Source organism: Sanguibacter hominis ATCC BAA-789 (assembly GCF_012396185.1).
Lineage (GTDB): Bacteria > Actinomycetota > Actinomycetes > Actinomycetales > Cellulomonadaceae > Flavimobilis > Flavimobilis hominis.
Genome location: NZ_JAAXOW010000002.1, coordinates 22,985 through 47,676, shown reverse-complemented (window position 1 = coordinate 47,676; position 24,692 = coordinate 22,985). Strand labels below are relative to the sequence as shown.

The 24,692-nt window shown below is 71.5% G+C and carries 23 protein-coding genes and 3 tRNA genes; 9 read left to right on the top strand and 17 right to left on the bottom strand.

All coding sequences use genetic code 11. The features are described from left to right. Positions 1-21: 21 nt before the first annotated feature. A complete protein-coding gene (gene leuC, locus HF995_RS06735) occupies positions 22-1,503 on the bottom strand; it encodes a 3-isopropylmalate dehydratase large subunit (protein WP_168447070.1) in 1,482 nt (493 codons plus the stop codon). Positions 1,504-1,619: 116 nt separating this feature from the next. Here leuC and HF995_RS06730 point away from each other — a divergent pair, with 116 nt between their 5' ends. Continuing rightward, positions 1,620-2,339 (top strand): IclR family transcriptional regulator, encoded by a 720-nt coding sequence (locus HF995_RS06730; RefSeq protein WP_098458778.1) that lies wholly within the window; start codon positions 1,620-1,622, stop codon positions 2,337-2,339. A 69-nt stretch (positions 2,340-2,408) separates the two neighbouring features. Here the strand turns inward: HF995_RS06730 and HF995_RS06725 are convergent. The 3 genes from HF995_RS06725 to HF995_RS06715 all read right to left on the bottom strand — a co-directional run bounded on the left by HF995_RS06725 (position 2,409) and on the right by HF995_RS06715 (position 2,873). Beyond that, positions 2,409-2,481: transfer RNA gene (locus tag HF995_RS06725), tRNA-Glu, on the bottom strand. A 171-nt stretch (positions 2,482-2,652) separates the two neighbouring features. Continuing rightward, positions 2,653-2,725: transfer RNA gene (locus tag HF995_RS06720), tRNA-Glu, on the bottom strand. 76 nt (positions 2,726-2,801) lie between these two features. Further along, positions 2,802-2,873: transfer RNA gene (locus HF995_RS06715), tRNA-Gln, on the bottom strand. Positions 2,874-3,140: 267 nt separating this feature from the next. Here HF995_RS06715 and HF995_RS06710 point away from each other — a divergent pair. After that, positions 3,141-3,800, top strand: a complete 660-nt coding sequence (locus HF995_RS06710) for a hypothetical protein (protein ID WP_168447069.1) — start codon at positions 3,141-3,143, stop codon at positions 3,798-3,800. Positions 3,801-3,803: 3 nt separating this feature from the next. Here the strand turns inward: HF995_RS06710 and HF995_RS06705 are convergent, their stop codons facing one another. The 4 genes from HF995_RS06705 to HF995_RS06690 are packed head-to-tail and all read right to left on the bottom strand — an operon-like array spanning position 3,804 to position 7,901. Further along, positions 3,804-4,574 (bottom strand): HAD family hydrolase, encoded by a 771-nt coding sequence (locus tag HF995_RS06705; RefSeq protein ID WP_168447068.1) that lies wholly within the window; start codon positions 4,572-4,574, stop codon positions 3,804-3,806. Next, positions 4,571-6,205 (bottom strand): glutamate--tRNA ligase, encoded by a 1,635-nt coding sequence (gene gltX / locus HF995_RS06700; RefSeq protein WP_168447067.1) that lies wholly within the window; start codon positions 6,203-6,205, stop codon positions 4,571-4,573. The genes HF995_RS06705 and gltX overlap by 4 nt, the downstream gene beginning before the upstream one ends. 57 nt (positions 6,206-6,262) lie before the next feature. Next, positions 6,263-7,045 carry a fumarylacetoacetate hydrolase family protein gene (locus HF995_RS06695; protein ID WP_168447066.1) on the bottom strand — a complete coding sequence of 261 codons (783 nt, stop codon included), beginning with the start codon at positions 7,043-7,045 and terminating at the stop codon, positions 6,263-6,265. Between the two features lie 10 nt (positions 7,046-7,055). Then, positions 7,056-7,901, bottom strand: coding sequence for a class I SAM-dependent methyltransferase (locus tag HF995_RS06690; protein ID WP_168447065.1), 846 nt, complete (start codon positions 7,899-7,901; stop codon positions 7,056-7,058). A gap of 80 nt (positions 7,902-7,981) precedes the next feature. Here HF995_RS06690 and HF995_RS06685 point away from each other — a divergent pair, with 80 nt between their 5' ends. From HF995_RS06685 to HF995_RS06670, 4 genes are all read left to right on the top strand, one after another. Further along, positions 7,982-8,581, top strand: coding sequence for a sugar O-acetyltransferase (locus tag HF995_RS06685; RefSeq protein ID WP_286189376.1), 600 nt, complete (start codon positions 7,982-7,984; stop codon positions 8,579-8,581). Positions 8,582-8,605: 24 nt separating this feature from the next. Further along, on the top strand, positions 8,606-9,640 hold the full coding sequence (locus tag HF995_RS06680; RefSeq protein ID WP_168447064.1) for an aldo/keto reductase: 1,035 nt from the start codon (positions 8,606-8,608) through the stop codon (positions 9,638-9,640). A 221-nt stretch (positions 9,641-9,861) separates the two neighbouring features. Then, positions 9,862-11,496: a methyl-accepting chemotaxis protein gene (locus tag HF995_RS06675; RefSeq protein ID WP_168447063.1), complete on the top strand. Its 1,635-nt coding sequence runs from the start codon at positions 9,862-9,864 to the stop codon at positions 11,494-11,496. A gap of 100 nt (positions 11,497-11,596) precedes the next feature. Beyond that, entirely contained in the window at positions 11,597-12,514 is a 918-nt protein-coding gene (locus HF995_RS06670) for a 3-methyladenine DNA glycosylase (RefSeq protein ID WP_168447555.1), read from the top strand. A 22-nt stretch (positions 12,515-12,536) separates the two neighbouring features. On the opposite strand, the gene HF995_RS06665 is transcribed toward HF995_RS06670, so the two are convergent. From HF995_RS06665 to HF995_RS06645, 5 genes are all read right to left on the bottom strand, one after another. Beyond that, entirely contained in the window at positions 12,537-13,697 is a 1,161-nt protein-coding gene (locus HF995_RS06665) for an ABC transporter ATP-binding protein (protein WP_168447062.1), read from the bottom strand. Then, the gene (locus HF995_RS06660) at positions 13,694-14,599 is read right to left on the bottom strand and encodes an ABC transporter permease (RefSeq protein WP_168447061.1); all 906 of its coding nucleotides are present in this window, start codon (positions 14,597-14,599) and stop codon (positions 13,694-13,696) included. The genes HF995_RS06665 and HF995_RS06660 overlap by 4 nt, the downstream gene beginning before the upstream one ends. Beyond that, positions 14,596-15,519 carry an ABC transporter permease gene (locus HF995_RS06655; protein WP_210727258.1) on the bottom strand — a complete coding sequence of 308 codons (924 nt, stop codon included), beginning with the start codon at positions 15,517-15,519 and terminating at the stop codon, positions 14,596-14,598. Before HF995_RS06655 ends, HF995_RS06660 begins: the two co-directional genes overlap by 4 nt. Next, entirely contained in the window at positions 15,519-16,667 is a 1,149-nt protein-coding gene (locus tag HF995_RS06650) for an ABC transporter substrate-binding protein (RefSeq protein ID WP_168447060.1), read from the bottom strand. Before HF995_RS06650 ends, HF995_RS06655 begins: the two co-directional genes overlap by 1 nt. Positions 16,668-16,797: 130 nt before the next feature. Next, positions 16,798-17,328 carry a DUF488 domain-containing protein gene (locus HF995_RS06645; RefSeq protein ID WP_168447059.1) on the bottom strand — a complete coding sequence of 177 codons (531 nt, stop codon included), beginning with the start codon at positions 17,326-17,328 and terminating at the stop codon, positions 16,798-16,800. A gap of 85 nt (positions 17,329-17,413) precedes the next feature. On the opposite strand from HF995_RS06645, the gene HF995_RS06640 reads away from it, so the two are divergent. Then, positions 17,414-20,032, top strand: a complete 2,619-nt coding sequence (locus HF995_RS06640) for a DEAD/DEAH box helicase (RefSeq protein ID WP_168447058.1) — start codon at positions 17,414-17,416, stop codon at positions 20,030-20,032. A 42-nt stretch (positions 20,033-20,074) separates the two neighbouring features. Here HF995_RS06640 and HF995_RS06635 read toward each other — a convergent pair whose 3' ends face one another. Beyond that, positions 20,075-20,539: a VOC family protein gene (locus tag HF995_RS06635; RefSeq protein ID WP_168447057.1), complete on the bottom strand. Its 465-nt coding sequence runs from the start codon at positions 20,537-20,539 to the stop codon at positions 20,075-20,077. Between the two features lie 90 nt (positions 20,540-20,629). On the opposite strand from HF995_RS06635, the gene HF995_RS06630 reads away from it, so the two are divergent. After that, complete coding sequence (locus HF995_RS06630; protein ID WP_168447056.1) at positions 20,630-21,610, top strand: helix-turn-helix transcriptional regulator; 981 nt, start codon at positions 20,630-20,632, stop codon at positions 21,608-21,610. On the opposite strand, the gene HF995_RS06625 is transcribed toward HF995_RS06630, so the two are convergent. Beyond that, on the bottom strand, positions 21,607-22,224 hold the full coding sequence (locus HF995_RS06625; protein WP_168447055.1) for a GNAT family N-acetyltransferase: 618 nt from the start codon (positions 22,222-22,224) through the stop codon (positions 21,607-21,609). The genes HF995_RS06630 and HF995_RS06625 overlap by 4 nt on opposite strands. Before the next feature lie 54 nt (positions 22,225-22,278). On the opposite strand from HF995_RS06625, the gene ybaK reads away from it, so the two are divergent. Beyond that, positions 22,279-22,788, top strand: coding sequence for a Cys-tRNA(Pro) deacylase (ybaK, locus tag HF995_RS06620; RefSeq protein WP_168447054.1), 510 nt, complete (start codon positions 22,279-22,281; stop codon positions 22,786-22,788). Between the two features lie 18 nt (positions 22,789-22,806). Here the strand turns inward: ybaK and HF995_RS06615 are convergent, their stop codons facing one another. Next, a complete protein-coding gene (locus tag HF995_RS06615) occupies positions 22,807-23,193 on the bottom strand; it encodes a YccF domain-containing protein (RefSeq protein WP_168447053.1) in 387 nt (128 codons plus the stop codon). Positions 23,194-23,221: 28 nt separating this feature from the next. Continuing rightward, on the bottom strand, positions 23,222-24,676 hold the full coding sequence (locus HF995_RS06610) for a DUF2079 domain-containing protein (protein ID WP_168447052.1): 1,455 nt from the start codon (positions 24,674-24,676) through the stop codon (positions 23,222-23,224). Between the last annotated feature and the right edge of the window lie 16 nt (positions 24,677-24,692).

The following is a 24,692-nucleotide window of genomic DNA, read 5'->3' as shown; positions in this document are numbered from 1 at the left end:
CGGGTTCTCGGCGTGCGGCGGTCAGACCTGAACGAGGACGTTCGGGTCGAGCGGCGCCAGCGGCGTCCCGTCGAAGGACGTCAGGTCGACGTCGGCCGGCAGGTCGAGGTCGGACAGCGAGGACAGCGTGCCGCGGATCGCGGTCGCTGCGGCGACGAGCGGAGACACGAGGTGCGTGCGCCCGCCCTTGCCCTGGCGGCCCTCGAAGTTACGGTTCGACGTCGACGCAGCGCGCTCGCCCGGGGCGAGCTGGTCGGGGTTCATGCCGAGGCACATCGAGCAGCCGGCGTTGCGCCACTCCGCACCGAAGTCGAGGAAGATCTTGTCGAGGCCCTCGGCCTCGGCCTGGAGGCGGACGCGTGCGGAGGCGGGCACCACGAGGACGCGCACGTCGTCGGCCTTCGTGCGGCCCCGGAGGACCTTGGCGACGGACCGCAGGTCCTCGATACGGCCGTTCGTGCACGAGCCGATGAAGACCGTGTCGACCTTGATGTCGCGCAGCGGGGTGCCCGGGACGAGACCCATGTACTCGATCGCACGCTCGGCGGTGACGCGCTCGTTCTCGTCGGCGATGAGCTCGGGGACCGGGACGTTCGCGGAGAGCGGGAGGCCCTGGCCGGGGTTCGTGCCCCACGTGATGAACGGCTCGAGGTCGGAGGCGTGCAACACGACCTCGGCGTCGAACGTCGCGTCGTCGTCGGTGCGCAGCGTCTTCCAGTACTCGACGGCGGCGTCCCAGTCGGCGCCCTCGGGCGCGTGCGGGCGGCCCTTGAGGTACTCGAACGTCGTCTCGTCGGGCGCGATCATGCCGGCGCGGGCGCCGGCTTCGATCGACATGTTGCAGATGGTCATCCGCGCTTCCATCGAGAGCTTGCGGATGGCCTCGCCGCGGTACTCGAGCACGTAGCCCTGGCCGCCACCGGTGCCGATCTTCGCGATGATCGCGAGGATGATGTCCTTCGACGTGGCGCCGGGGGGCAGCTCGCCGTCGACCGTGATCGCCATCGTCTTGAACGGAGCGAGCGGGAGGGTCTGCGTCGCGAGGACGTGCTCGACCTCGCTCGTGCCGATGCCGAACGCGAGGGCACCGAAAGCGCCGTGCGTCGAGGTGTGCGAGTCGCCGCAGACGACGGTGAGGCCCGGCATCGTCAGGCCGAGCTGCGGCCCGACCTGGTGCACGATCCCCTGGTCGGCGTCGCCGAGCGAGTGGATGCGGACGCCGAACTCCTGGGCGTTGTTGCGCAGCGTCTGGATCTGCGTACGGCTCGTGAGGTCCGCGATCGGCAGGTCGATGTCGAGCGTCGGGGTGTTGTGGTCCTCGGTCGCGATCGTCAGGTCGGTGCGGCGGACCTGACGGCCTGCGAGGCGGAGCCCTTCGAATGCCTGGGGGCTCGTCACCTCGTGCAGGAGGTGGAGGTCGATGTAGAGGAGGTCCGGCGCGCCGTCGCTCCCACGACGCACGAGGTGTGCGTCCCAAACCTTCTCTGCCAGCGTCCCCGCCATGGTGCGTCCTCTCGATCACTGCAGCGCTCCCTCGCGCGAGGGAGCGGCTCAAGAATTGCGACGACTCGCCGTGCTCTGCACTTGCGTCTCAGCCTTCGAGACTGCAATATCGTCCTATGGACAATTCTAGCGGAGTTGGCGTGCTGGACAAGGCCGCCTCGGTTCTCGGTGCTCTCGAGGCCGGCCCGGCGACGCTCGCACAGCTCGTGGCAGCGACTCATCTGGCCAGGCCCACGGCCCACCGCCTCGCCGTCGCCCTCGAGCACCACCGCCTCGTGGCACGCGACATGCAGGGACGGTTCGTCCTGGGGCCGCGTCTCAACGAGCTCGCGACCGCCGCAGGTGAGGATCGGCTGCTCGCCGCAGCCAACCCTGTCCTGACGGCTTTGCGCGATCATACCGGTGAAAGCGCGCAGCTGTACCGCCGCCAGGGCGACCAGCGCATCTGCGTCGCTGCGGCAGAGCGCCCGATCGGTCTGCGCGACTCGATCCCCGTCGGCGCGACGCTCACGATGCAGGCCGGCTCCGCCGCCCAGATCCTCCTTGCATGGGAGGAGCCCGACCGCCTGCACCGCGGGCTGCAGGGCGCCAAGTTCACCGCGACGATCCTCTCGGGCGTGCGTCGTCGCGGCTGGGCCCAGTCCGTCGGCGAGCGTGAGCCGGGCGTCGCGTCCGTCTCCGCCCCGGTCCGCGGCCCCTCGGGCCGTATCGTCGCAGCCGTGTCGATCTCCGGGCCCGTCGAGCGCCTCAGCCGCCAGCCTGGGCGCCTGCACGCCGGTTCGGTCGTCGCGGCCGCCAACCGCCTCACCGAGGTCCTGCGCCGCGCGGCGAGCTGAGCCCGCCCGTCCCGATCCACCACGCAGAAGAGGCCCGGTCATCGTGAGATGACCGGGCCTCTTGCGCTGTACCCCCGACGGGATTTGAACCCGTGTTACCGCCGTGAGAGGGCGGCGTCCTAGGCCGCTAGACGACGGGGGCCGGACCGACGTTCGCGCTGACCATTCGGCCTGCGCTGTGCGCCGGGTAGGAACATTACACAGACGCCGGGGCTGAATGCCAATCGTCGACCTGTGATGCGCGCCACGGCTCTCCCGCTGCGTGTTGGCGCACGAAAAAGCCCGACCGCCAGATGGCGGTCGGGCTCAGACGTACCCCCGACGGGATTTGAACCCGTGTTACCGCCGTGAGAGGGCGGCGTCCTAGGCCGCTAGACGACGGGGGCTAGAACTGCGATCGAACCGAGGTTGTCACGCTTCACGACAGCGCTCACGATCCGCAGGATCGTGCCGCTCTCGCAGCTGGGGTACCAGGACTCGAACCTAGAATGACGGTACCAGAAACCGTTGTGTTGCCAATTACACCATACCCCAAGGGGGTAACCCACCAGTCCGTCGCCAGCCCTCGCGACGCTTGCGCACCACGTGACTGACCCGTTTTCCAGGGGTTGTCCCGAGGAAGAACACTACCTGAGGATCGCCACGGGTCAAAACCAGCGCCGTCCGTGCGGCCTCTCCCCCGCCGACCCGCACGGACGACTCGGGGCGAAACGTCTCGGAACGGTCTCGGCCTGATAACACCTCGGCGCGAACTCCCGTCCCGACCCGGGTCATCCCATCACTTTGACCTACTGTCGAGAGGTGATCACGCCTCCACCGTCCCGTGCGCCCGGCGCAGCCCTCGCCGACCGCATCTCGGGGGAGGACGTCGTGGCGGCCGCCGCATGGTTCGGTTCCCAGCTCGAGAACGCGCCCGAGAAGGACCTCTCGCGCTACGCAGGCACCCTCGCCTGGACGTGCTGGCGCGCCGTCGAGCACGTGATCGACGACCTGATCGCCTACGCGCTCCAGCTCGCCGCCCAGGCGCCGCTCGCCTACGTCCCGCTCGTCGGACCACGCGGCGAGGACGAGATCGCGCACGTCGACCCCGAGAGCGGTCCGCTCGGCCTGTCCGAGGCGCTGCGGGCCTCGGCGGCGCTCCTCGCGACGCAGGTCGCGTCAGCAGGCCCCGAGGCGCGCGCCTTCCACCCCTTCGGGCTGTCCGACGCGGAGGGCTTCGCCGCGATGGGCGTCCTCGAGATCCTCGTGCACGCGCACGACGTCCAGATCGGTCTCACGGGCCAGAGCGTCGACCTCCCCGAAGACATGTCGGCCGCAGTCCTCGCGCGACTCTTCCCGGACGTCCCGGACTCCCTCGCCTCCGAACCCGCCGGGCAGCGGCTCCTCTGGTGCACGGGGCGGATCGCTCTCGGCGACCAGCCGCGTCGCACACGGTGGCGCTGGGACTCGTCGGTCCGCTGACGCTCAGGCGCGCAGCACGCCGTCGGGGCGCGCAGCGACGAGGCCCGGGAGCGCGTCGAGCGTCGTGACGACGTCGACCCCCGCCTCGGCAGCCGCAGCAGGGTCCTCGAGGTGCACGCCACCCCGGCGGGTCCCAGGCCGGTCCAGCCACACCCCGCGCAGACCAGCCCGACGCGCCGCGGTCGCATCGATGTCGAGCTCGTCACCGACGTACAGCGTGCGTCCCGGGTCCGTGCCCAACCGCCGGCACGCCTCCACGAAGACCTCCGGCGCAGGCTTGCCCACGCCGAGCGTGTCGACGCCGACGAGCATCGGCACCCGGTCACCCAGACCGACCGTGGCGAGCTTGCGCACCTGGTACTCGACGGCGGCGTTGGACAGCGCGCCCACGCGGACGCCGTCCGCCAGGAGCGCGTCGACCGCACGGGGTGCGTCGTCGAACGCGCGCCACGCGGCGGCGAACGCCGACTCGAAGACGCCGTCCCACGCGTCGAACGCCGCGTCGTCGAGCACGGGACCAGCGAACTGCGCGTGCAGCTCGTTCGCCCGCGTCATGCGCTGCGTCCGGAAGTCCACCTCACCGCGCGTGTAGGCGCGGTAGTGCCCACCGACGTCGCGCCGCCAGACGGCGAGCACGTCCCCGTGCCGCTCGGGCGGCAGGTGCGGCAGGTAGACGCCGGCCAGCACCGACATCGCCGACGCGAACGCGCCGCGCGTGTCGACGAGCGTGTCGTCGACGTCGAACAGGACTCCCTCGATGCCGTACCCCGTCACAGCGCAGCACGCAGTGCGCGCAGCCGCGCGAGCGACGACTCCTTGCCGAGGATCTCCATCGACTCGAAGAGCGGCGGCGAGACGCGCCGACCCGTGATCGCGACGCGCAGCGGCGCGAACGCGAACTTCGGCTTGACCCCCATGCCCTCGATGAGGGCAGCCTTCAGCGCGTCCTGCGTCGTCTCCGGGTCGAACGCCGTGAGGCCCTCGATCGTCGCGACAGACACGTCGAGCATCTCGCGCAGACGCTCGCGCACCTGCTCCTTCGACCCCTCGGAGAGCGTGAGGGGGGTGCCCTTCGGCGCGTCTGCGGGCAGCTCGTCGAACACCGCGTCGACGCCCGTCAGCACACCCTTGAACGTGTTCTTGTCGACGAGCGCCGCGAGCGACTCCGGGTCGAGCGCGACCGCGTCGTCCGCCACGAAGAGGAAGCCGAGCATCCCGACGACCTCGCCGAGCAGCGTCATGCGCTCCTGCACGAGCGGCGCACCCGCGTCGAGCAGCCGAGCCTGGGCGGCAGGGAGCGCGTCGTACGAGTCAGCCGTGACGAGACCGGCCGCGTGCAGGTACGGCACGAGCCGCCCGCGGAAGTCCTCGGGCGCCAGCATGCGCAGGTGCGTCGCGTTGATCGCCTCGGCCTTCTTGAGGTCGAAGCGCGCCGGGTTCGGGTTGACGTCGGCGATGTCGAACGCCGCGACGAGCTCCTCGACGGAGAAGATGTCGCGGTCCGCGGCGATGGACCATCCGAGCAGCGCGAGATAGTTGAGGAGGCCCTCGGGCGTGAAACCACGCTCGCGGTGCAGGAAGAGGTTCGACTCCGGGTCACGCTTCGAGAGCTTCTTGTTGCCCTCACCCATGACGTACGGCAGGTGCCCGAACTGCGGCGTCACCTTCGCGACGCCGAGCTCGCGCAGCGCGCGGTACAGGACCACCTGGCGCGGGGTCGAGGACAACAGGTCCTCACCGCGCAGCACGTGCGTGATCTCCATGAGGGCGTCGTCGACCGGGTTGACGAGCGTGTAGAGCGGCTGGCCGTTGCCCCGCACGATCACATAGTCCGGGACCGAGCCCGCCTTGAACGTGACCTCGCCGCGAACGAGGTCCGTGAACGAGACGTCCTCGTCCGGCATGCGCAGACGCAGCACCGGCTCGCGGCCCTCCGCGCGGAACGCGGCCTTCTGCTCCTCGGTCAGGTCACGGTCGAAACCGTCGTAGCCCATCGCCTCGGGGCGCCCGGCCGCGAGGTTGCGCTCCTTGATCTCCTCGGGCGTCGAGAACGACTCGTACGCGTAGCCGCCCTCGAGCAGCCGGCGCGCGACGTCGCGGTACAGCTCACCGCGCTGCGACTGCCGGTACGGCTCGTGCGGCCCGCCCACCTCGACGCCCTCGTCCCAGTCGAGCCCGAGCCAGCGCAGCGCCTCGAGGACCTGCTGGTAGCTCTCCTCGGAGTCGCGTGCGGCGTCGGTGTCCTCGATGCGGAACACGAACGTGCCGCCGACGTGACGGGCGTACGCCCAGTTGAACAGCGCCGTCCGGATCAGGCCCACGTGCGGCGTCCCTGTCGGGGACGGGCAGAAGCGGACGCGGACGTCCGAGCCGGACGGGATCGGAGAGACGGTGTCAGTGGTCAAGACGCACCTGGGTTTCGGGTCGTTCGGGTGGGGGTGACAGGGAGGCAGAGAGGTGGGTCAGTCGCGGCGGATGACGGGGTTGCGCAGCACGCCGACCCCTTCGACCTCGCACTCGACGACGTCGGCGTGCACGATCTCGCCGACCCCGGCGGGCGTGCCCGTGAGGATGACGTCGCCCGGGAGGAGCGTGAACGCCTCCGAGATGTAGGAGATGAGGTAGGCCGTGTCGAAGACCATCTGCGACGTGCGGCCGTCCTGGCGGGTCTCACCGTTGACCCGGGAGCGCACGGCCAGGTCCTCGACGTCGAGGCCCGTCGTGATCCACGGACCGATGGGGCACGACGAGTCGAACCCCTTGGCGCGCGCCCACTGGTCCTCGGCGCGCTGCACGTCGCGCGCCGTCACGTCGTTGGCGACCGTGTAGCCGAAGACCTTGCCGAGCGCCTGCTCGGGGCTCACGTTGCGGGTCACCTTGCCGATGACGACGGCGAGCTCGGCCTCGTAGGAGACCTCGTGCGAGAAGGGCGGGAGGACGATCGGGTCATCCGGGCCGATGACGGCCGTGTTCGGCTTGAAGAACAGCAGCGGGGTCGTGGGGACCTCGTTGCCCATCTCCTTGACGTGGTCCGCGTAGTTGCGGCCGACACCCACGATCTTCGAGCGCGGGATCACCGGGGCGAGCAGGCGGACGTCGTCCGTGATCGGGACGACCTCGCCCGTCTCCTGGACCGGCGTGTAGATCGGGTCGCCCGTGATGACACGGAGCACCTCGTGGCCCGGCTCGCCGTCGACGACGGCATAGCGTGGATCGTTGCCCTGGGAGAATCTCGCGATACGCACGAGTCCCAGCCTACTTCCGCGCGAGGACCTCACCGTGCGTGATGGCGAACCACCCGTCGGGCTCGCGGGCCCAGTCGCGCCAGCCAGCCGCGATCTCCTCGAGCGCGACGTCGTCGGCGAGGCCCGTCGAGCGAGCCTGGATGCCGAACTGCGACGACAAGCAGCGGTCGGCCCAGAGGTTGCCCCACCACGTCCGGTCGGCCTCGGTCGCGTAGCACCACACGCCCGCCGAGGGGGTGATGCCCTCCGGCGGGAAACCTGCCTCGCGGACCCAGGACAGCAACCGGCGCCCGGCGTCAGCCTGCGCGCGGTTGGCGGCCGTCACCTCGTGGTAGAGCTCGTTCCACTCCGTGAGCGCCTCGCTCTGCGGGTACCAGGCCATCGCCGCGTAGTCGGCGTCACGGACCGCGACGAGGCCGCCCTCCTTCGTGACGCGCTTGATCTCGCGCAGCGCCGCGACCGGGTCGGACAGGTGCTGGAGCACCTGGTGGGCGTGCACGATGTCGAACGCGCCGTCCTCGAACGGGAGCTCGTAGACGTCCGCCTCGACGAACGTCACGTTCCGCACGCCCTGGTCGGCGGCGAACGACGTCGCCTGCTCGAGCACCTTGGCGGACGTGTCGATCCCCGTCACGACGCCGGGCGCGACGGTGCGCGCGAGGTCCACTGTGATCGTGCCCGGCCCGCAGCCCACGTCGAGGACGCTGAGCCCGCTCGCGAGGTGCGGCAGGAGGTAGGCGGCGGAGTTCTCGGCGGTGCGCCAGCGGTGAGAGCGCAGGACCGAGTCGTGGTGCCCGTGGGTGTAGGCGTCACGCGGGTGCGTCGCCCCTGCGACGTCGTCGGTGCTCGAGGTCATGGGCCAGGATGCTAGTCGCGGGGCCGCTCGCCCACCCCGCCCGACCACATGGTGGGCCCGCACGCCCGTACGCTCGGACCATGACTCTCAGCGCTCCCCCGGCCGACGCCGCCGACGATCCCCGCAGCGAGCACGACAAGATGGTCGCCGGCGACTGGTACCGCTACCGCCTCGACCCTGCGCTCGCGGAGATGACGACGTCGACCCAGCGCACGTGCCGCAGCATCACCGAGCTGTACGACACGGACCGGCCTGCCGCCGAGCAGATGTTCCGCGACATGCTCGGCTCGGTCGGCGAGGGCGTCGACTTCCGCCCGCCGCTGTACCTCGACTACGGGACGCGCCTGCACGTCGGCGACGGCACCTTCATCAACGCGGACTTCCTGGCGCTCGGCGGCGGTCTCGTGACGATCGGGCGCAACGTGCTCATCGGGCCGTCGGCCCGCATCTACACCCCGCAGCACGCGATGGACGTCGAGAGCCGGCGAGCCGGGTGGGAGCGGGTGGAGCCTGTGACGATCGAGGACGACGTGTGGCTCGGCGGGAACGTCGTCGTGCTGCCGGGAGTGACGATCGGTGCGCGCAGCGTCGTCGGAGCGGGCTCGGTCGTCGTGCGCGACGTGCCGAGCGACGTCGTCGTGGTGGGCAACCCGGCACGGGTCGTGCGCTCGCTCGCCTGACCGGGCGGGGGCTACGTTGGCCCCATGACGACGCCGCAGACCGTTCCCGCGACCGCTCCGGACCTCGACGCCTCGCCCGGCGCGGGCCCCGGTCTGCGCCGGCTCGGCCGCTCCGGCCTCGTCGTGTCGGTCGTCGGGCTGGGCTGCAACAACCTCGGCAGGACGGGGACCGCGACGCGCGACGCGGAAGGCGCGACCGCCGTCGTGCGCGCGGCGCTCGACGCCGGGATCACCTTCTTCGACACCGCCGACAACTACGGTGCCGAGCCCGGTCTGAGCGAGACGCTGCTGGGGGGCGCGCTGGGGAGCGACCGTGACGACGTCGTGGTCGCGACGAAGTTCGGCATGGACGTGCGCGGGCTGAACGGTCCGGACCGCGGGGCTCGCGGGTCGCGTCGTTACATCGTGCGCGCGGTCGAGGGGTCGCTGCGCAGGCTCGGGACCGACCGGATCGACCTGCTGCAGCTGCACACCCCCGACGTCGGCACGCCGATCGAGGAGACGCTGCGCGCGCTCGACGACCTCGTGCACGCGGGGAAGGTCGTCTACGTCGGGCACTCGAACCGCGCGGGCTGGCAGATCGCCGACGCCGAGCACGTGGCTCGTGCGATCGGCACCGAGCGGTTCGTGTCGGCGCAGAACCACCTGAACCTGCTCGACAGGCGGGCGGAGCTCGAGGTCCTCCCGGCCGCCGAGGCGTACGGCCTGGGGGTCCTGCCGTACTTCCCGCTCGCGAACGGCCTGCTCAGCGGAAAGTACCGCAGGGGCGAGGCCCCTGCGGGCTCGCGCCTGACCCACTCGCGGCGCTACCTGCTCGAGACGGCCGACTGGGACCAGCTCGAGAGGTTCTCCGCGTTCGCGTCGGAGCGCGGGATGACCGAGATCGAGGTGGCGTTCTCGTGGCTGGCGTCCCGCCCCCAGGTCGCCTCGGTGATCGCGGGCGCGACGCGTCCGGAGCAGGTCGTGCAGAACGCGCGCGCTGTGCGCCGTCTGACGGCGCAGGATCTTGCGGCGCTCGACGAGATCTTCCCCCCGGCGCCGAAGGTGGCGCTCTTCTAGCCCTGCACGTGACGCCCGTCACAGGCCACCTATCCGATCCGCACCAACGCGCGGCACAGGTGGAAGCACCCTTGACGTGGGGACTTTCGTCCTTTCGGGTTCCTACCACCGTGCATGGTCCGACCGATCGGGCACAACGCAGCGCCGAACGGCGCCCGCGCCCCGCGCCCTGACCACCAGCGGCCTCCGGGGCACACCCCCCACGTCTCGGGAGCATGCCCATGTCCGACCCTGCCCTCCCCACACCGAAGCACCGTGGCCTCATGGCCCGGTTCTACGACGCACCTATCCGCACCAAGATCCTCCAGCTCGTCGCCACCGGCATCGTCGGCTGCGTGCTGATCGGTCTTCTCGGCACCTGGGGCCTCCTCCAGGCGCGGGCGAGCATGGCAGAGGTGGGCAGCACAGCCGGAGAGCTCAACGCTGACGCCATGGCGCTCAACGACGAGGTCTGGGCCACCCGCGCAGCCGCGCTCTCGCTCATGGCCGCCGAGCCGGACCAGGTCGACGAGGAGATCGCGAAGATCGAGACCGTGCAGACCAGCGCCGACGCTGCCGCAGCCGCACTCTTCCAGGACTACACCCGCTTCATCGGCGCGGACCTTCCGAACCGGGAGACCCTCGTGACGGGCTGGGAGAAGTACGTGTCCGTCGTGACCGAAGGGCTCGCACCCGCGATCCTGACCGGAGACCGGACCACCGCCCAGCGGCTGCGCACCGGAGACGCCGCGCTCGCAGGCGACGCCCTCATCACCGAGCTGACGACCACGATGGAGCACGTCGACGCGGCGGTCAACGAGATCCGCGAGAGCGCCAACGCCCAGGCCACGGCGACCATCGCGATCGTCGCCGGGGTCATCGTCGGCGTCATCGTCCTGTGCCTCGCCTTCGGCCTCTTCGTCGCCGGCCGCATCCGCCGCCCGATCGAGACCGTCCGCGACGCCCTCCAGTCCCTCGCGACCGGTGACCTCACCTCGACCGTCGAGATCACCTCGAAGGACGAGATCGGTCAGATGGCAGCCGCGCTCACGACCGCGCAGCGCAACCTGACCGCGACCCTCTCGGGCGTCGTCGAGACCGCGCACACCGTGGCCGCGTCCTCCGAGGAGCTGGCCGCGTCCAACACCCAGGTCGCCGCAGGCGCCGAGGAGACCTCGGTCCAGGCTGGCGTCGTCGCTGCCGCTGCCGAGCAGGTCTCCCGCAACGTCCAGACCGTCGCCGCCGGCGCCGAGCAGATGGGTGCCTCCATCCGCGAGATCGCCCAGAACGCCTCCGAGGCCGCCGACGTCGCCAACCGCGCCACCACCCAGGCAGCCGACGCGACCGTGACCGTCACCCGCCTGGGCACCTCCAGCCAGGAGATCGGCAACGTCGTCAAGTCCATCACCTCGATCGCCGAGCAGACCAACCTCCTCGCCCTCAACGCCACGATCGAGGCCGCCCGCGCCGGCGAGGCCGGCAAGGGCTTCGCCGTCGTCGCCTCCGAGGTCAAGGACCTCGCCCAGGAGACCGCACGCGCCACCGAGGACATCGCCCGCAAGGTCGAGGCCATCCAGGCCGACACCGACAACGCCGTCCACGCCATCACCGAGATCTCCGGCGTCATCGCCAAGATCAACGACTACCAGCTCACGATCGCCTCCGCCGTCGAGGAGCAGACCGCCACCACCAACGAGATGTCCCGCTCCGTCTCCGAAGCCGCCACCGGCTCGGGCGACATCGCGCAGAACATCAACGGCGTGGCGCACGCCGCGACCACGACGAGCGACGTCGTCGCCCAGTCCACGACTGCGGTCGACGAGCTCGCGCGGCTCTCCGCGGACCTGCGCGAGAAGGTGTCCGGCTTCACCTTCTGAGCCGCCCCCTGGACGCGGACCCCTGACTGCACCCCCGGCGGTCGGGGGTCCGCTCTCTCACGGACCTCCCCCGGCCGTGCCCTAGCCTGGACAGGTGAGCATGACCGCAGCGGACCGCACCACCTCGCGCGCCCGCCCCCTCGAGGCCGCACAGTGGCGCGAGGCCCTGGCGGCGCACGCCGGACGCGCCGACGAGCTCACCGCCGTCTTCCGGGAGCGCCGCCAGCACGGCGAGAAGCACGCGGTCGAGGACTTCCTCTTCACGTACTACGCAGCCCGCCCGGCGCGACTTCGCCGCTGGCACCCCGGCGTCGGCGAGACGCTCCTGCCAGGATCGGCACCCGACGACGTCACGGAGGTCCGCGAGCGCCTCACCTGGCGCTGGCACGCGCCCGCCGGCGACGGCGTGACGCTCGACGTCGCGGCGTTCCTCGCCGATCGTGGCGACACGGTGCGCTACGTGCGCAACCTGCTCGCCCGCACCTCCAGCCGCCCCGCGAACGTCGGCTGCTTCGGCCTGCACGAGTGGGCGATGGTGTACCGCCAGGGTGACGCGACCCGGCACCCCCTCCCCCTGCGCCTCGGCGCCCGCGGCACCGACGAGGTCGTCGAGTCCCATCCCGTGCGGTGCTCGCACTTCGACGCGTTCCGCTTCTTCACGCCCGAGGCAGCACCGCTCAACCGGCTGCAGCCGACGCGCGAGAACCAGCCCGAGCTCGAGCAGCCCGGCTGCCTGCACGCCAACATGGACCTGTTCAAGTGGGCCGAGAAGCTCGGCCCCGCCGTACCCGGCACGCTCCTGCTCGACTGCTTCGAGCTGGCACGGGACGTGCGCTACCTCGACATGCAGGCCTCCCCCTACGACGTCTCGTCGTACGGCCTGCCGGCCGTCGCGATCGAGACGGCCGAGGGCAAGGCCGAGTACTCCGCCCGGCAGCGCGGCTTCGCGGACCGCGCAGCGTCCCTGCGCGAACGTCTCGTCGCGGTGTGCGACGACGCGCTCGGCACCATCAACTAGGCCGCGGCGCCCACCGCCCAGGTCAGCGCACGTCCACGCCGTCCGCCGCCGACCGCTCGACCGCGAGCGCAGGCACCGTGTCGAACGTCAGGCCGACCGCGTCCCCCGGGCGCAGCGAGGCAGCGTCGTCGACCCGGAGCTGCGCGACGACGTCGAGCCGCCCCGGGAGCGCGACCCGCACCTGGGCGTGCGTGCCCAGGAATGACACGTCCGCGACGCGCGCACCTCGGGAGTCGGCGGCGCCGACACGCACGTGCTCAGGGCGCACGAGGAGCGTCACCTCGCCCTGCGCCGACCCAGGAAGCAGCGGCACCGGCCCCCACCCCTCGACGAGTGCCGTCCCGTCCGACGCGAGTGCACGCACACGGTTCGTCGCGCCGATGAACGTCGCGACGAACTCGTCACGCGGCCGCTGGTAGAGCCCCTGCGGCGTGTCGACCTGCACGACCGCGCCTGCGCGCATGACCGCGACCTGGTCGGCGACGACGAGCGCCTCCTCCTGGTCGTGAGTCACGAACAGCGTCGTGATGCCGGTCTGCGACTGGATGCGTCGGATCTCGTCACGCAGCGACACGCGCACCTTGGCGTCGAGAGCGGACAACGGCTCGTCCAGCAGGAGCACGGCGGGGCGCACCGCGAGCGCGCGGGCGAGGGCGACGCGCTGCTGCTGCCCGCCCGAGAGCTGGTGGGCGTACCGGTCGCGGTGCGAGCCCAGCCCGACCAGCTCGAGATGCTCGTCGACGATCGCGGCCCGCGCCCGCCGCGGGACGCCGCGCAGCTCGAGCGCGAAGGCGACGTTCTCGCCTGCCGTCATGTGCGGCATGAGGGAGAACGCCTGGAAGACCATCGCGTTGTCACGGCGGTGCGCCGGGACGTGGGAGACGTCCCGGCCCGCGACCCGCACCGCGCCGGCGTCGAGGTCCTCGAGCCCGGCGAGCACGCGCAGAGCCGTCGTCTTGCCGCAGCCGCTCGGGCCGAGCAGCGCGACGAGCGTCCCGGCCGGGACCGTCAGGCTCATGCCGGCGAGAGCCTGCACGTCGCCGAGGCGACGCCACAGGCCGTCGAGCACGACGTCGGACGCGTCTCCGTCGGCCGTGCGACGCCGGGCGGTGGCCACGTCCAACGTCTCGGGCCGAGGGCCGGCGTCGGAGGCGGGCACGGTCGGGGCGGGCTGGGTGATCATCGACGGTCTCCTCGGGGCTCACGCCCGACGCCGGGCCGGGAAGGCTCGGTGCCGCGCGGACGGGCGGTGCGGGCAGTGCGCGTGGCGAGCAGCTCGAGCGTGACGAGCAGTACCGTCGTGCCGGCCAGGAGCACGAACGCCATCGCGGCGGCGACCTGGCTGTCGGACAGGTTCACCTGGAACAGGGCGGTCTGGAGGTTCTCGCGCGCGAGCAGCCGCGCGACCGTGAACTCCCCCAGCACGACGGCGACCGTCACGAACGACGAGGACACGATCGCCGGGCGGAGGTTCGGCACGACGACCCGCAGCAGGATGCGGGACCAGCCGCCCCCGAGCGTGCGAGCGGCCTCCGCGAGCGTGACGAGGTCGATCGCCCGCAGCCCGGCGTCGAGCGCCCGGAACGCGAACGGCAGGACGAGGATCACGTAGGCGAACGACAGCCAGACGGTCGACGACCCGAGCGGCGTCCCCGCGAGGAAGCGGTACACGGGCGCGAGGCCGACGACGAGCACGACCGCGGGGATGGACAGCGGCAGCAGGCACACGAGCTCGAGCGTGCGAGCCGCCCGGGGGGCACGCAGCCGCACCCACACCATGGTCGGCAGCAGGAGGCCGAGCATGATCGCGACCGTCAGCGCGCACATGACCAGGGAGCTCGTCAGGCCGGACCACAGCGGGGCGAGCGACTGGTACTCGGTCGTGCGGCCCGCGACGATCTTGCGCCATGCCGAGAGGTCGACGGCTCCCGTGAGCGGGAAACGCACGGAGTACTCGAGGAGCGCGACGACCGGGACGAGCATCGCGACCGTCCCGACGCTGAGGACGGTGCGGCGCATCACGGCCTGACGTCGCCTGGCACGGCCAGCGTGCGAGGTGCCGGCTGTGAGCGTGGGGGCGGTCATCGGGCGTCCTTCGTCCAGCGGGCGGCTCGGCGCAGCAGGAGGGCGTGCGCGCCCATGACCAGGGCGACGACCACGACCATGCCGAGCGCGAGCACCTGCGCGTACGAATCCATGCCGGTGTTGTTCTCGTTGCGGATCGCCGACTCGATCGCCATCGGCACGAGGACCGTCTGCTGCGAGATCAGGGCGGCAGCGGTCGCGAACGCGGAGAACGCGTTCGCGAACAGCAGCAGGAAGGCTCCGAGGACCTGAGGCAGGAGGATCGGCCCGGCGACACGACGCCAGAACTGCGCGGTCGTCCCACCCATGACGGCGGTCGCCTCGCGCCACTGCGGGCGCACCCGGTCGAGCGCAGGCAGGAAGACGATGACCATGAGCGGCACCTGGAAGTAGGCGTACACGACGACGAGCCCCGTCATGCTCGACAGCAGGTCGGGCGGGACCTGCAGGCCGAGCTGCTCGTGCACGACCCGCGTCACCATGCCGTTGGTGCCGAGCGTCGCGATGAACGCGAACGCGAGCATCACCCCGCCGAACTGCGCGAGGACCGAGGAGAAGCCCGTGAGCACCTTCCGCGGGACGCTCGTGACCGGCGCCGTGGACAGCGCGTAGGCGAGCACGCCACCGACGACGGTGCCGATCGCCGCCGTGACGGCGGACAGCCACGTGGAGGTCCAGAACACCTGAGCGGTGCGGGCCGTCGCGGCGTCCCGCAGCCCGTCGAGCGTGAGCGCGCCGTCGGCTCCTCGGAAGGCGCCGTCGACCACGATGAGCGTCGGCAGCAGCAGGAACACGGCCGTGTACCCGAAGAAGGGCGCGAGGCCCGCTCCCGCTCGCAGCCGGGCGGCGGCCCGGCTGCGAGCAGGAGCCGCGGGGCGCGCGGCGCGCACGCTCCCGACGGGCAAGGTGGCTGTCACCATCAGGAGACCGTGGATTCCCAGCTCTGCGCGAGGACGGTGTTGGCCTTCTCGGCCTGCTCGATCGTCGGCGTCTGAGGAGTCCCGGACACCTCGGGCAGCGTGTCAGCAGCGGCCGTGTCGAGGCTCCCGTCAGCCTCGAGCGCGTCGAACAGCACGGGGCGGGCGCCCCCGGCGAGCCAGAGGTTTTGGGCCTCGGGCGAGAAGAGGTACTCCTGCCACAGGCGGGCCGCCGCCGGGTGCGGCGCGTCCTTGTTGATGGCCTGGTTGTAGAACGAGGCGATCTCGCCACCCTCAGGGACGAACACCTTCCACTCGACGCCCTTCTCGGCGAGGCGCGCCTGCGTCGAGAGCTGGTTGTAGGACCAGTCCATGACGACGCCGTGCTCGCCGGCGTCGACGGTGCCGGCCGTCACGTCCTTGACGTTGAGCGTGCCCGCCTCGGCGAGGCTCGCGAAGAAGTCGAGCCCGGGCTGCAGGTCGTCGAACGTGCCACCCTTCGCCGCGTTGGTCATGAGGAAGCCGTTGAACGCGGCGCCCGCCTCCGCAGGCTTGCCGTTGAGCGCGACGGCTCCGCGGAACTTCTCGTCGGTCAGCTGGTCGAGCGACGTGATCTCACCGTACTTCGTCGCGTTGTAGCCGACGCTCATGATGCCCGTGTAGTCGTTGACCCACAGGCCAGAGGCGTCCTTGTTCTCGGCGGGGATCTTCTCCCACGCCTCGACCTTGTAGGGCGCGAAGTAGGCGGTCGACTCGAGTGCGACGTTCGTCCCCAGGTCGAAGACGTCGGGCGCCTGATCGGTCCCCTTGTTCGCCTCGGCAGCCGCGATCTCCTCCTTCGAGGAGGCGTCGGGGAGGATCGAGTTGACCGTGATCCCGTACTTCTTCTGGAAGCCAGCCTTGACGGCGCCGTAGTTGGCCCAGTCGTCCGGGAGTGCGATCACGTTGATCTGCCCCTCCGCCTTCGCAGCCGCGACGAGGGCGTCGAGGCCCCCGAGGTCGGCGGCGGTCGTGGCCGTGGCCGCCTTCGAGGCGCCGCCCGACGCGGACGTGGCCGGGGTGTCTGCGGCTGCGCCGGTGCCGCACGCGGCGAGGGCGAGAGTCATCGTGGCGGCGAGAGCGGTGGCCGTCCAGCGGCTGTGCACTGACATGGGATCGTCGTCCTTCAAGGCTCGGGAGGGGTCCGTCCGGACCGTCACCGACACCTTGACCTGGGCTGATGTCTGCACACCGTCCGAGGGGCGTCCCCCGGGTGAACCGGTCGGGACATCCTGGCTGCGCTCAGGCAGGTCCGTCCCAGACGACGCCTTCGCTGACGAGGCGTGCGCCTTCTGCAGGGGCATGGTCGACGAGGCGGCCGTCGTGCATGAGGTGACGTACCTCTGCCGAGCGGGCGAGCGCCGCGACGTCCGAGATCACGCGGCGGTGGCAGCGCCACCAGACCGACTCGCTGCACATGATCGCGACCGTGCGCGCGGCCGCGTCGTCGAGCAGCTCGGTGAGCGCCTCACCGAACTCGGGAGTGCGCGTCCAGGCGGAGTAGGCGCGGAACGCCTCGACGCGCCACCACGTGTCACGCGGCTCCTCACCCGGCCGGATGCGTCGGCGACCACCGAGGCGCTCGTCCCACCGGTACGAGATCCCTTCCTCGGGGAGCCACGACGGCAGCACGTCCCGTGACACGTCGAGGTTGCGCCGCGAGCCCGGGAAGCGCCGGACGTCGACGAGCGTGGCAACCCCCGCAGCCCGCAGCAGCTCACCGAGGCCCGCGCGATCGAGCGTGCCATGACCGACCGTCAGAAGCTGGACCATGCTTCGTTGCTAGCACTGCACCGTGCAGTCCGCGAGCGGGCGGATCACCCCTCGGGCCGCAGCGACCTGAGACGATGGAGCCACGATGAGCATCCACACCGCGAGCCTGACCGCTGCCCTCCCTGCCACGACCGACGCTGACGCCCTGTTCGAGGCGTTCGAGGAGTGGACCGCCGGACGAGGGCTCGCGCTGTACCCGGCGCAGTCCGAGGCGCTCATGGAGCTCGTGTCGGGCTCGCACGTGATCCTGTCCACGCCGACCGGGTCGGGAAAGTCGCTCGTCGCGACGGGCGCGCACTTCGCGGCCCTCGCCGCGTACCGCGCGGGAACCGGCGGGCGGACGTACTACACGGCTCCGCTCAAGGCGCTCGTGAGCGAGAAGTTCTTCGCGCTCGTCGACGTGTTCGGCTCGGAGAACGTCGGCATGATGACGGGCGACTCCGCGGTCAACCCGGAGGCGCCGATCATCTGCTGCACGGCGGAGATCCTCGCGAACATCGCGCTGCGCGACGGCGGCACGCGCACGGGGCAGGACGCGATCTCGCAGGTCGTCATGGACGAGTTCCACTTCTACGCCGACCCGCAGCGCGGCTGGGCATGGCAGGTGCCGCTGCTCGAGCTGCCCGACACCCAGTTCCTGCTGATGAGCGCGACGCTCGGCGACACGTCGTTCTTCGTCGAGGACATCGAGAAGCGCACGCGTCGTCCGGTCGCGCTCGTCACGGGTGCCGAGCGTCCCGTACCGCTCAGCTTCGAGTACGTCGTCGAACCGCTCGGCGACGTCATCGAGGAGCTCGTGCAGACGCACCGCGCGCCCGTCTACATCGTGCACTTCACGCAGAAGGACGCCGTCGACCGCGCGCAGGCGCTGCTCTCCATGAACGTCGCGACGCGCGCGGAGCGCGACGCGATCGCCACGGAGCTCGGAGACTTCCGGTTCTCGTCGGGCTTCGGCCGGGTGCTCAGCAAGTTCTTGCGGGCGGGCATCGGTGTGCACCACGCGGGGATGCTGCCGAAGTACCGCCGTGTCGTCGAGCGCCTCACGCAGCAGGGCCTGCTCAAGGTCGTGTGCGGGACGGACACGCTCGGCGTCGGCATCAACGTGCCGATCCGCACGGTCCTGTTCACGAGCCTCGTCAAGTACGACGGCGAGCGCATGCGCCACCTCACGGCGCGCGAGTTCCACCAGATCGCCGGGCGCGCAGGGCGCGCAGGCTTCGACACGGTCGGCGACGTGCTGGTCATGGCGCCCGAGCACGTCATCGAGAACCGCAAGCTGCTCGCCAAGGCCGGCGACGACCCGAAGAAGCTCAAGAAGATCGTCCGCAAGAAGGCCCCGGAAGGGTCGGTCAACTGGACCGACAAGACGTTCGAGCGCCTGCGCGACGCCGATCCGGAGCCGCTCACGAGCCACTTCACCGTCAACCACGCGATGGTCCTCAACGTGCTGGCCCGCGCCGAGCGGGACGACGACGGGACCGCCGCGATCACGGCGATGCGCCACCTGCTCACCGCCAACCACGACGCGGACGCGGCGAAGGCGCGGCACGTCCGCCAGGTGTTCCGCATCTACCGGTCGCTGCGGCAGGCGGGCATCGTCGAGAAGTCCCGCGTGACGGGGCCAGACGGCATGACGCGCCCGACCGTGCGCCTCACGGTCGACCTGCCGCGGGACTTCGCGCTCAACCAGCCGCTGTCCCCCTTCGCGCTCGCGGCGCAAGAGCTGCTCGACGTCGACTCGCCGACGCACGCGCTCGACGTCGTCTCGATCGTCGAGGCGACGCTCTCGGACCCGCGGCAGGTGCTGTACGCGCAGGAGCGGGCGGCCCGGGGCGAGGCGATCGGCGCGCTCAAGGCCGAGGGCTACGAGTACGAGGAGCGGATGGCGCTGCTCGAGGAGGTCTCGTGGCCCAAGCCGCTCGAGGACCTGCTCGTCCCCGCGTTCGCGTCGTACAAGAAGGGCAACCCTTGGGTCGCGGACCAGGAGCTGAGCCCGAAGTCGGTCGTGCGGGACATGATCGAGCGGGCGCAGACGTTCTCGGAGTTCGTCTCGCGCTACCAGCTGGACCGCACCGAGGGCGTGCTGCTGCGCTACCTCGCTGATGCGTACCGCACGCTGCGGCAGACGGTCGCGGCCGAGCACCGCACCGAGGAGGTCGAGGAGCTCGTCGAGTGGCTCGGCGAGGTCGTGCACGGCACGGACTCGAGCCTGCTCGACGAGTGGGAGCGGCTCGCCAACCCGGTCGACGACGACGCGGACACGCTCACGGGCGACGGACCCCTCTCGGGCACCGGCGCGGAGGCGCCCGCGCGCCCCGTCACGGGCAACGTCCGCTCGTTCCGCGTGCTCGTCCGCAACGCCATGTTCCGCCGCGTCGAGCTCGCGTCGCGCGAGGCGTACTCGGCGCTCGGCGCGCTCGACGCCGCGGACGGCTGGGACGCCGACGCGTGGGCGGACGCGCTCGACCCGATGTTCGAGGAGTACGGCGACGACGCGATCGGCATCACCGGCGCGGCACGGTCGCCGAAGCTCGTGGAGATCACCGAGCAGGTCGACGGCGACCCGCGCCGCTGGGCCGTGCGCCAGGTCCTCGACGACCCGGACGGTGACCGGGCGTGGCACGTCCGCGCCGTCGTCGACCTCGACGCGTCGGACGAGGCGGGCGAGGTCGTGCTCCAGGTGACCGAGGTCGGGACGCTCTGACGCGCGTCCCTGCGGCGGCACCGGCCGCCGCAGGGAGTCCCGTCAGGCTGCGTGCGCGGGTGCGACGTCGATCACCCAGGTGACACCGAACGGGTCGACGAGCATGCCGAAGCCTGGGCTCCACGCGGATGCTGCGAGCGGCTCGACGACGCTCCCGCCCTCGGCGAGTCCCTCGAACAGGCGCTGCACCTCGGCGAGCCCGGAGCCGCGCACGGACACGAAGAACGGCTGCTCGGTGAGCGTCGCGCCGTTCTCGCGGCGTGTCGTTCCCGCGGTGATCGGTACGCCGTCGCCCGTGCCGGGCACGTCATAGGCCATGAGGCGGAAGCCGTCGCCCGTGTCGACCTGGCCGAAGACGACGAGCCCTGCCCCGGGCGCGTCGGCCGGCATGCCGACCTCGGCGTAGGTGGTGAGAGTCAGAGCGCCGCCGAACACCTCCTGGTAGCGCTCGAGGGCGGCGCGGGCGGTTCCGCGGAAGTTCAGGTGGGGGGTCGTCGAGATGCTCATGGTTGCTCCTTGGGTGCGTGGATGCTGACGAGACCACTCTCGAGGGCGATGCGGACAGGTCCTGTCCTCGATCGCGGCTAGGTTGAGCGCATGACGACCTCGTCGAGCACCGCGCGGCTGCTCGGGCTCCTCTCGCTCCTGCAGGCTGGCCGCCCCTGGTCCGGTCCCGAGCTCGCGCGCCGCCTGGCGGTCAGCCACCGGACCGTCCGCCGCGACGTCGACCGGCTCCGCGACCTGGGGTACGCGATCGACGCGACGCCCGGCACCGACGGCGGATACCGTCTCGACCACGGCCGCGAGCTGCCGCCCCTCCTGTTCGACGACGACCAGGCTCTCGCCCTCACGCTCGCCCTCCAGGCGGCGACCGCGACCGACGCCGGGATCGAGGAGGCCGCGCTGCGCGCCCTCACGACGCTCAAGCAGGTGATGCCGGCACGCCTGCGCCGGCGCCTCGAAGCCCTCGAGTTCACGGTCGCCCTCCCTGCGTCGGATGCCGTGGTGCCGCACGAGACGCTCGTCGAGATCTCGGCCTCGGTCCGGGCACGGGAGGTGCTGCGCTTCGCCTACGAGCGGGCCACCACACCCGCCAGCGAGAGCCTCCCGGCCTCGCCTCGGCGCGTCGAACCGCACCGTCTCGTTGCCGCCCGCGGGCGCTGGTACCTGCTCGCCTGGGACCTCGACCGTGACGACTGGCGCCTGTTCCGTGCCGATCGCATGACCCTCCGCACGCCCCGCGGGGCCCGCTTCACGCCGCGCGACCTGCCGAACCCCGACGTCGCGGCGTACGTCGCCGCACGCCTCAAGGGCGCGGCAGCCGAGGACCGCTGGCCGTGCGAGGGCACGGCAGTCCTGCACCGCCCCGCCGGGGAGGTCGCGCCCTTCGTGCCCGACGGCGTCGTCATACCGGTCGACGCCGACCGGTGCGAGGTCACGAGCGGGTCGTGGTCGTGGACCGGGCTCGCGGCGTCGCTCGCCCGCTTCGAGGCGGACGTCGACGTCGTCGGGCCCGACGAGCTGCGAGCCGCCTTCGCAGGCCTCGCCGAACGCGCAGCCCGCGCCGCGTCCCGCTAGGCCGTCTGGCCGGAGCCGTCGTCCCACGGGCCCTGCGGCCCTGCAGGGTCGTCGCGGTGCCGCGTAGCGACCCACGCGTCGGTCGACTCGCCGCGATGGTCGAGCCACGCGTGCATCGTGCCGCCGAACGTGAACCCGCTCTTCCAGGCGACACGGCGCGAGCCGACGTTGCCGACGTTCGCGTACCAGACGACGACCCGCAGGCCGAGCATGTCGAAGGCGTAGCGCAGCAGCAGGTCGACGGCGGTCGTCATGACCCCGCGCCCGCGGATGTCGGGGTGCGCGCCGAACGCGATCTCACCGCGCCCTGGGCCGGCGTCACGCACGGAGACCGTGCCGGAGAAGCGGCGAACGCCGTCGGGGTGGGTCGACTCGATCGCGAACGCGTGCTCGGTGCCGGCCTCCCAGCCACCCGGGACGACCTCACGGATCCAGCCGCGCCCCATCTCGAGGTCGTACGGGTGCGGCACGGTCGTCCACCGGACGGAGACCGGGTCGGTGCACTGCACGACGACGTCGGGCGCGTCCTGCTCGCGGTGCGCGCGAAGCGTCACGTCGCCCTCCGTCAAGGTCGGGACGTCGTCGGGGAAGCGGGGGGTTCCAGGTAGCGCCATCTCGCCATGAAACCACGTCAGACCGTGGCGCCCCGAACGGATATCGTCGCTCGCATGGCGAAGAAGTCGGGCGCAGCACGCGGCGGGACCCCGGCGGTCGCGGCTCTCGAGGCCGCGGGCGTGGCCCACACCGTGCACGCGTACGAGCACGACCCGCGCAGCGATCTCGGCTACGGCCTCGAGGCCGCGCACGCGATCGGCGTCGACCCGGCGAGGGTGTTCAAGACGCTCCTCGCGGTGGCCGACGGCGCACTCGTGGTTGGTGTCGTCCCCGTCTCCGGGCAGCTCAACCTCAAGGCGCTCGCGCACGCGGTCGGCGCGAAGAAGGCGGTCATGGCCGAGCCTGCCGCCGCGGAGCGCGCGACGGGCTATGTCGTCGGCGGGATCTCGCCGCTCGGCCAGCGCCAGCGGCTGCGCACGGTCGTCGACGACAGCGCCCTCGAGCACGAGACGGTGCTCGTCTCGGGCGGGCGGCGCGGCCTCGACCTCAGCCTCGCGCCCGGTGACCTCGTCGCGCTGACGGGCGCGGTCGTCGCGCCGATCGGTCAGGGGGCACGCCGCTAGGCACTCGTGCGCCCCAGTTCAGAACCCTGCGCGGGCGGTCGGCACGATGTCCTTGCCGAGCGGGACGAGCGACACCGGGATGAGCTTGAAGCACGCGATGCCCATCGGGATGCCGATGATCGTCACGCACAGGGCGATGCCGGTGACGAGGTGCTCGAGCGCGAGCCACCAGCCGGCGACGAGCACCCAGATCACGTTCCCGATGGTCGCACCCACCCGCATGCCGGGCTTGGGCACGACGGTCCGACCGAACGGCCACAAGACGTAGCTCGCGATGCGGAACGAGGCGATGCCGAACGGGATGGTGACGATCAGCAGGCAGCAGATCACCCCGGCGACGAGGTAGCCGACCGCGAGCCAGAACCCGGCGAAGACGAGCCAGACGACGTTCAGGATCGTGCGCACGAATGTCCTCTCGAGAGGGTGGGCGTGGTCAGGAGGTGCGGCGGGCGACGAGGTAGCCGCCGTCGTCGAACACCGTCTCGTAGGTGTGCCCAGGGTAGAGCAGCTCGGCGTACTCGGCCGCGTCGGTCGGGCCGTCCGGGCCCCAGCCGTGCTCGGTGCGGATCGCGACGTAGTCGGTCGCCGGGTTCCCGTCGGTGCCGACCCAGTAGGCACGGTGCTCCGTCGCGAGCCGGACGATCAGCCCGAGGTCCGTCGTCACGGACGAGCCTGGCGGGATCGTCGCCAGGGCTGCGGCCCCGGCGGCGGCGTGCTCAGGGACCTCGTACGTGCTGGGGCGCGCGAGATCGCCGAGCGGGAACGACGGCAGCAGCGCGGCGCTCACGAGCACCATCACGACCGGTGCCGCGCGTCCGTACCCGCGCAGCACGCGCGAGCGTGACCCGAGGAGCCGCTCGCATCCGTCGATCGCTGCGACGAACACGATCGGCATGAGGATGAGCGAGTAGTGCCAGGTCGGCCCCCAGTAGAACTCGGTCGAGCCCGCGTACCGCCACACCATCGTGGGCACGATCATGAGCAGGAGCGGCGAGCGCAGGGCAACGAGCCCCGAGATCACGACGATGAGCAGGAGCGTCGTGATCTTCTGCCCGGGGACGAAGAAGTGGGTGACGATCCGCCACAGGCCCGCGAGGAGCGAACCCGCAGATGTAGCAGTGTCGCCGCCGTCCTCACCGAGCTTGCCCCAGTAGTCGTACTGGTGACGCGGGTTGAACAGCGGGATGACCGCCCCGAGGACGAGGGCCATGCCCCCGAGCCCGATCGCGACCATCTGCCACGCGCGGCGGCGTTCCCCCCAGAGCCACAGCACCGCCCCGAAGCCGGCCACGGTCAGGCCCATGTCCTCCTTGACGAGCAGCAGGAGGGCGATCCAGACGCACGCGGGCGTCCACCGCTTCTCGAGGGCGGCCTTGAGGCCGAAGGCGAGGATCGGTGCGGCGAACGCGTACTCGTGGAACTGCACGTCGATCGCCGACTGCACGCCCCACGACGAGGCGTACGCGGCACCGACCAGCAGGCCGGGCACAGCGCCCAGCCGACGGCGCGCGAGGACGGTCAGCGGCACGACCGAGATCGCGACGAGCACGCACTGCGCGACGAGCAGCGTCACGGGCGACGGGAACACGCGGTAGAACGGCGCGACGAGCGCGATGATCGGCGAGAAGTGGTCGCCGAGCTGGTTGAACTCGTGCCCCTTGATGTCGACGATCGGCCAGCCAGGCCCGGCCCATCCGCGGATGCCCTGCTCGAAGATCGCGTTGTCCCAGCTCGGGGTGTCCCAGCGGTTCCACCGCGCGAGGCTGAGCGTCAGGTAGGCGCCGAACGCGACGGCCGCGAGCGCGGCGGCAGGCCACGCGGAGGTGGGAGCCGGTGTCGGGGCTGCGCCGCGCTCACGGGTCTGGGCGCCGGCTGCCGTCTGCGTCATGGGCCCATCATGGTGC

What these genes read in the sequence shown, in the direction of transcription:
- leuC (WP_168447070.1), bottom strand. Translation starts at nt 1,503, where the DNA reads ATGGCGGGGACGCTGGCAGAGAAGGTTTGGGACGCACACCTCGTGCGT.
- HF995_RS06730 (WP_098458778.1), top strand. Translation starts at nt 1,620, where the DNA reads ATGGACAATTCTAGCGGAGTTGGCGTGCTGGACAAGGCCGCCTCGGTT.
- HF995_RS06690 (WP_168447065.1), bottom strand. Translation starts at nt 7,901, where the DNA reads ATGACCTCGAGCACCGACGACGTCGCAGGGGCGACGCACCCGCGTGAC.
- HF995_RS06685 (WP_286189376.1), top strand. Translation starts at nt 7,982, where the DNA reads ATGACTCTCAGCGCTCCCCCGGCCGACGCCGCCGACGATCCCCGCAGC.
- HF995_RS06680 (WP_168447064.1), top strand. Translation starts at nt 8,606, where the DNA reads ATGACGACGCCGCAGACCGTTCCCGCGACCGCTCCGGACCTCGACGCC.
- HF995_RS06675 (WP_168447063.1), top strand. Translation starts at nt 9,862, where the DNA reads ATGTCCGACCCTGCCCTCCCCACACCGAAGCACCGTGGCCTCATGGCC.
- HF995_RS06670 (WP_168447555.1), top strand. Translation starts at nt 11,597, where the DNA reads ATGACCGCAGCGGACCGCACCACCTCGCGCGCCCGCCCCCTCGAGGCC.
- HF995_RS06665 (WP_168447062.1), bottom strand. Translation starts at nt 13,697, where the DNA reads ATGATCACCCAGCCCGCCCCGACCGTGCCCGCCTCCGACGCCGGCCCT.
- HF995_RS06660 (WP_168447061.1), bottom strand. Translation starts at nt 14,599, where the DNA reads ATGACCGCCCCCACGCTCACAGCCGGCACCTCGCACGCTGGCCGTGCC.
- HF995_RS06655 (WP_210727258.1), bottom strand. Translation starts at nt 15,519, where the DNA reads ATGGTGACAGCCACCTTGCCCGTCGGGAGCGTGCGCGCCGCGCGCCCC.
- HF995_RS06650 (WP_168447060.1), bottom strand. Translation starts at nt 16,667, where the DNA reads ATGTCAGTGCACAGCCGCTGGACGGCCACCGCTCTCGCCGCCACGATG.
- HF995_RS06645 (WP_168447059.1), bottom strand. Translation starts at nt 17,328, where the DNA reads ATGGTCCAGCTTCTGACGGTCGGTCATGGCACGCTCGATCGCGCGGGC.
- HF995_RS06640 (WP_168447058.1), top strand. Translation starts at nt 17,414, where the DNA reads ATGAGCATCCACACCGCGAGCCTGACCGCTGCCCTCCCTGCCACGACC.
- HF995_RS06635 (WP_168447057.1), bottom strand. Translation starts at nt 20,539, where the DNA reads ATGAGCATCTCGACGACCCCCCACCTGAACTTCCGCGGAACCGCCCGC.
- HF995_RS06630 (WP_168447056.1), top strand. Translation starts at nt 20,630, where the DNA reads ATGACGACCTCGTCGAGCACCGCGCGGCTGCTCGGGCTCCTCTCGCTC.
- HF995_RS06625 (WP_168447055.1), bottom strand. Translation starts at nt 22,224, where the DNA reads ATGGCGCTACCTGGAACCCCCCGCTTCCCCGACGACGTCCCGACCTTG.
- ybaK (WP_168447054.1), top strand. Translation starts at nt 22,279, where the DNA reads ATGGCGAAGAAGTCGGGCGCAGCACGCGGCGGGACCCCGGCGGTCGCG.
- HF995_RS06610 (WP_168447052.1), bottom strand. Translation starts at nt 24,676, where the DNA reads ATGACGCAGACGGCAGCCGGCGCCCAGACCCGTGAGCGCGGCGCAGCC.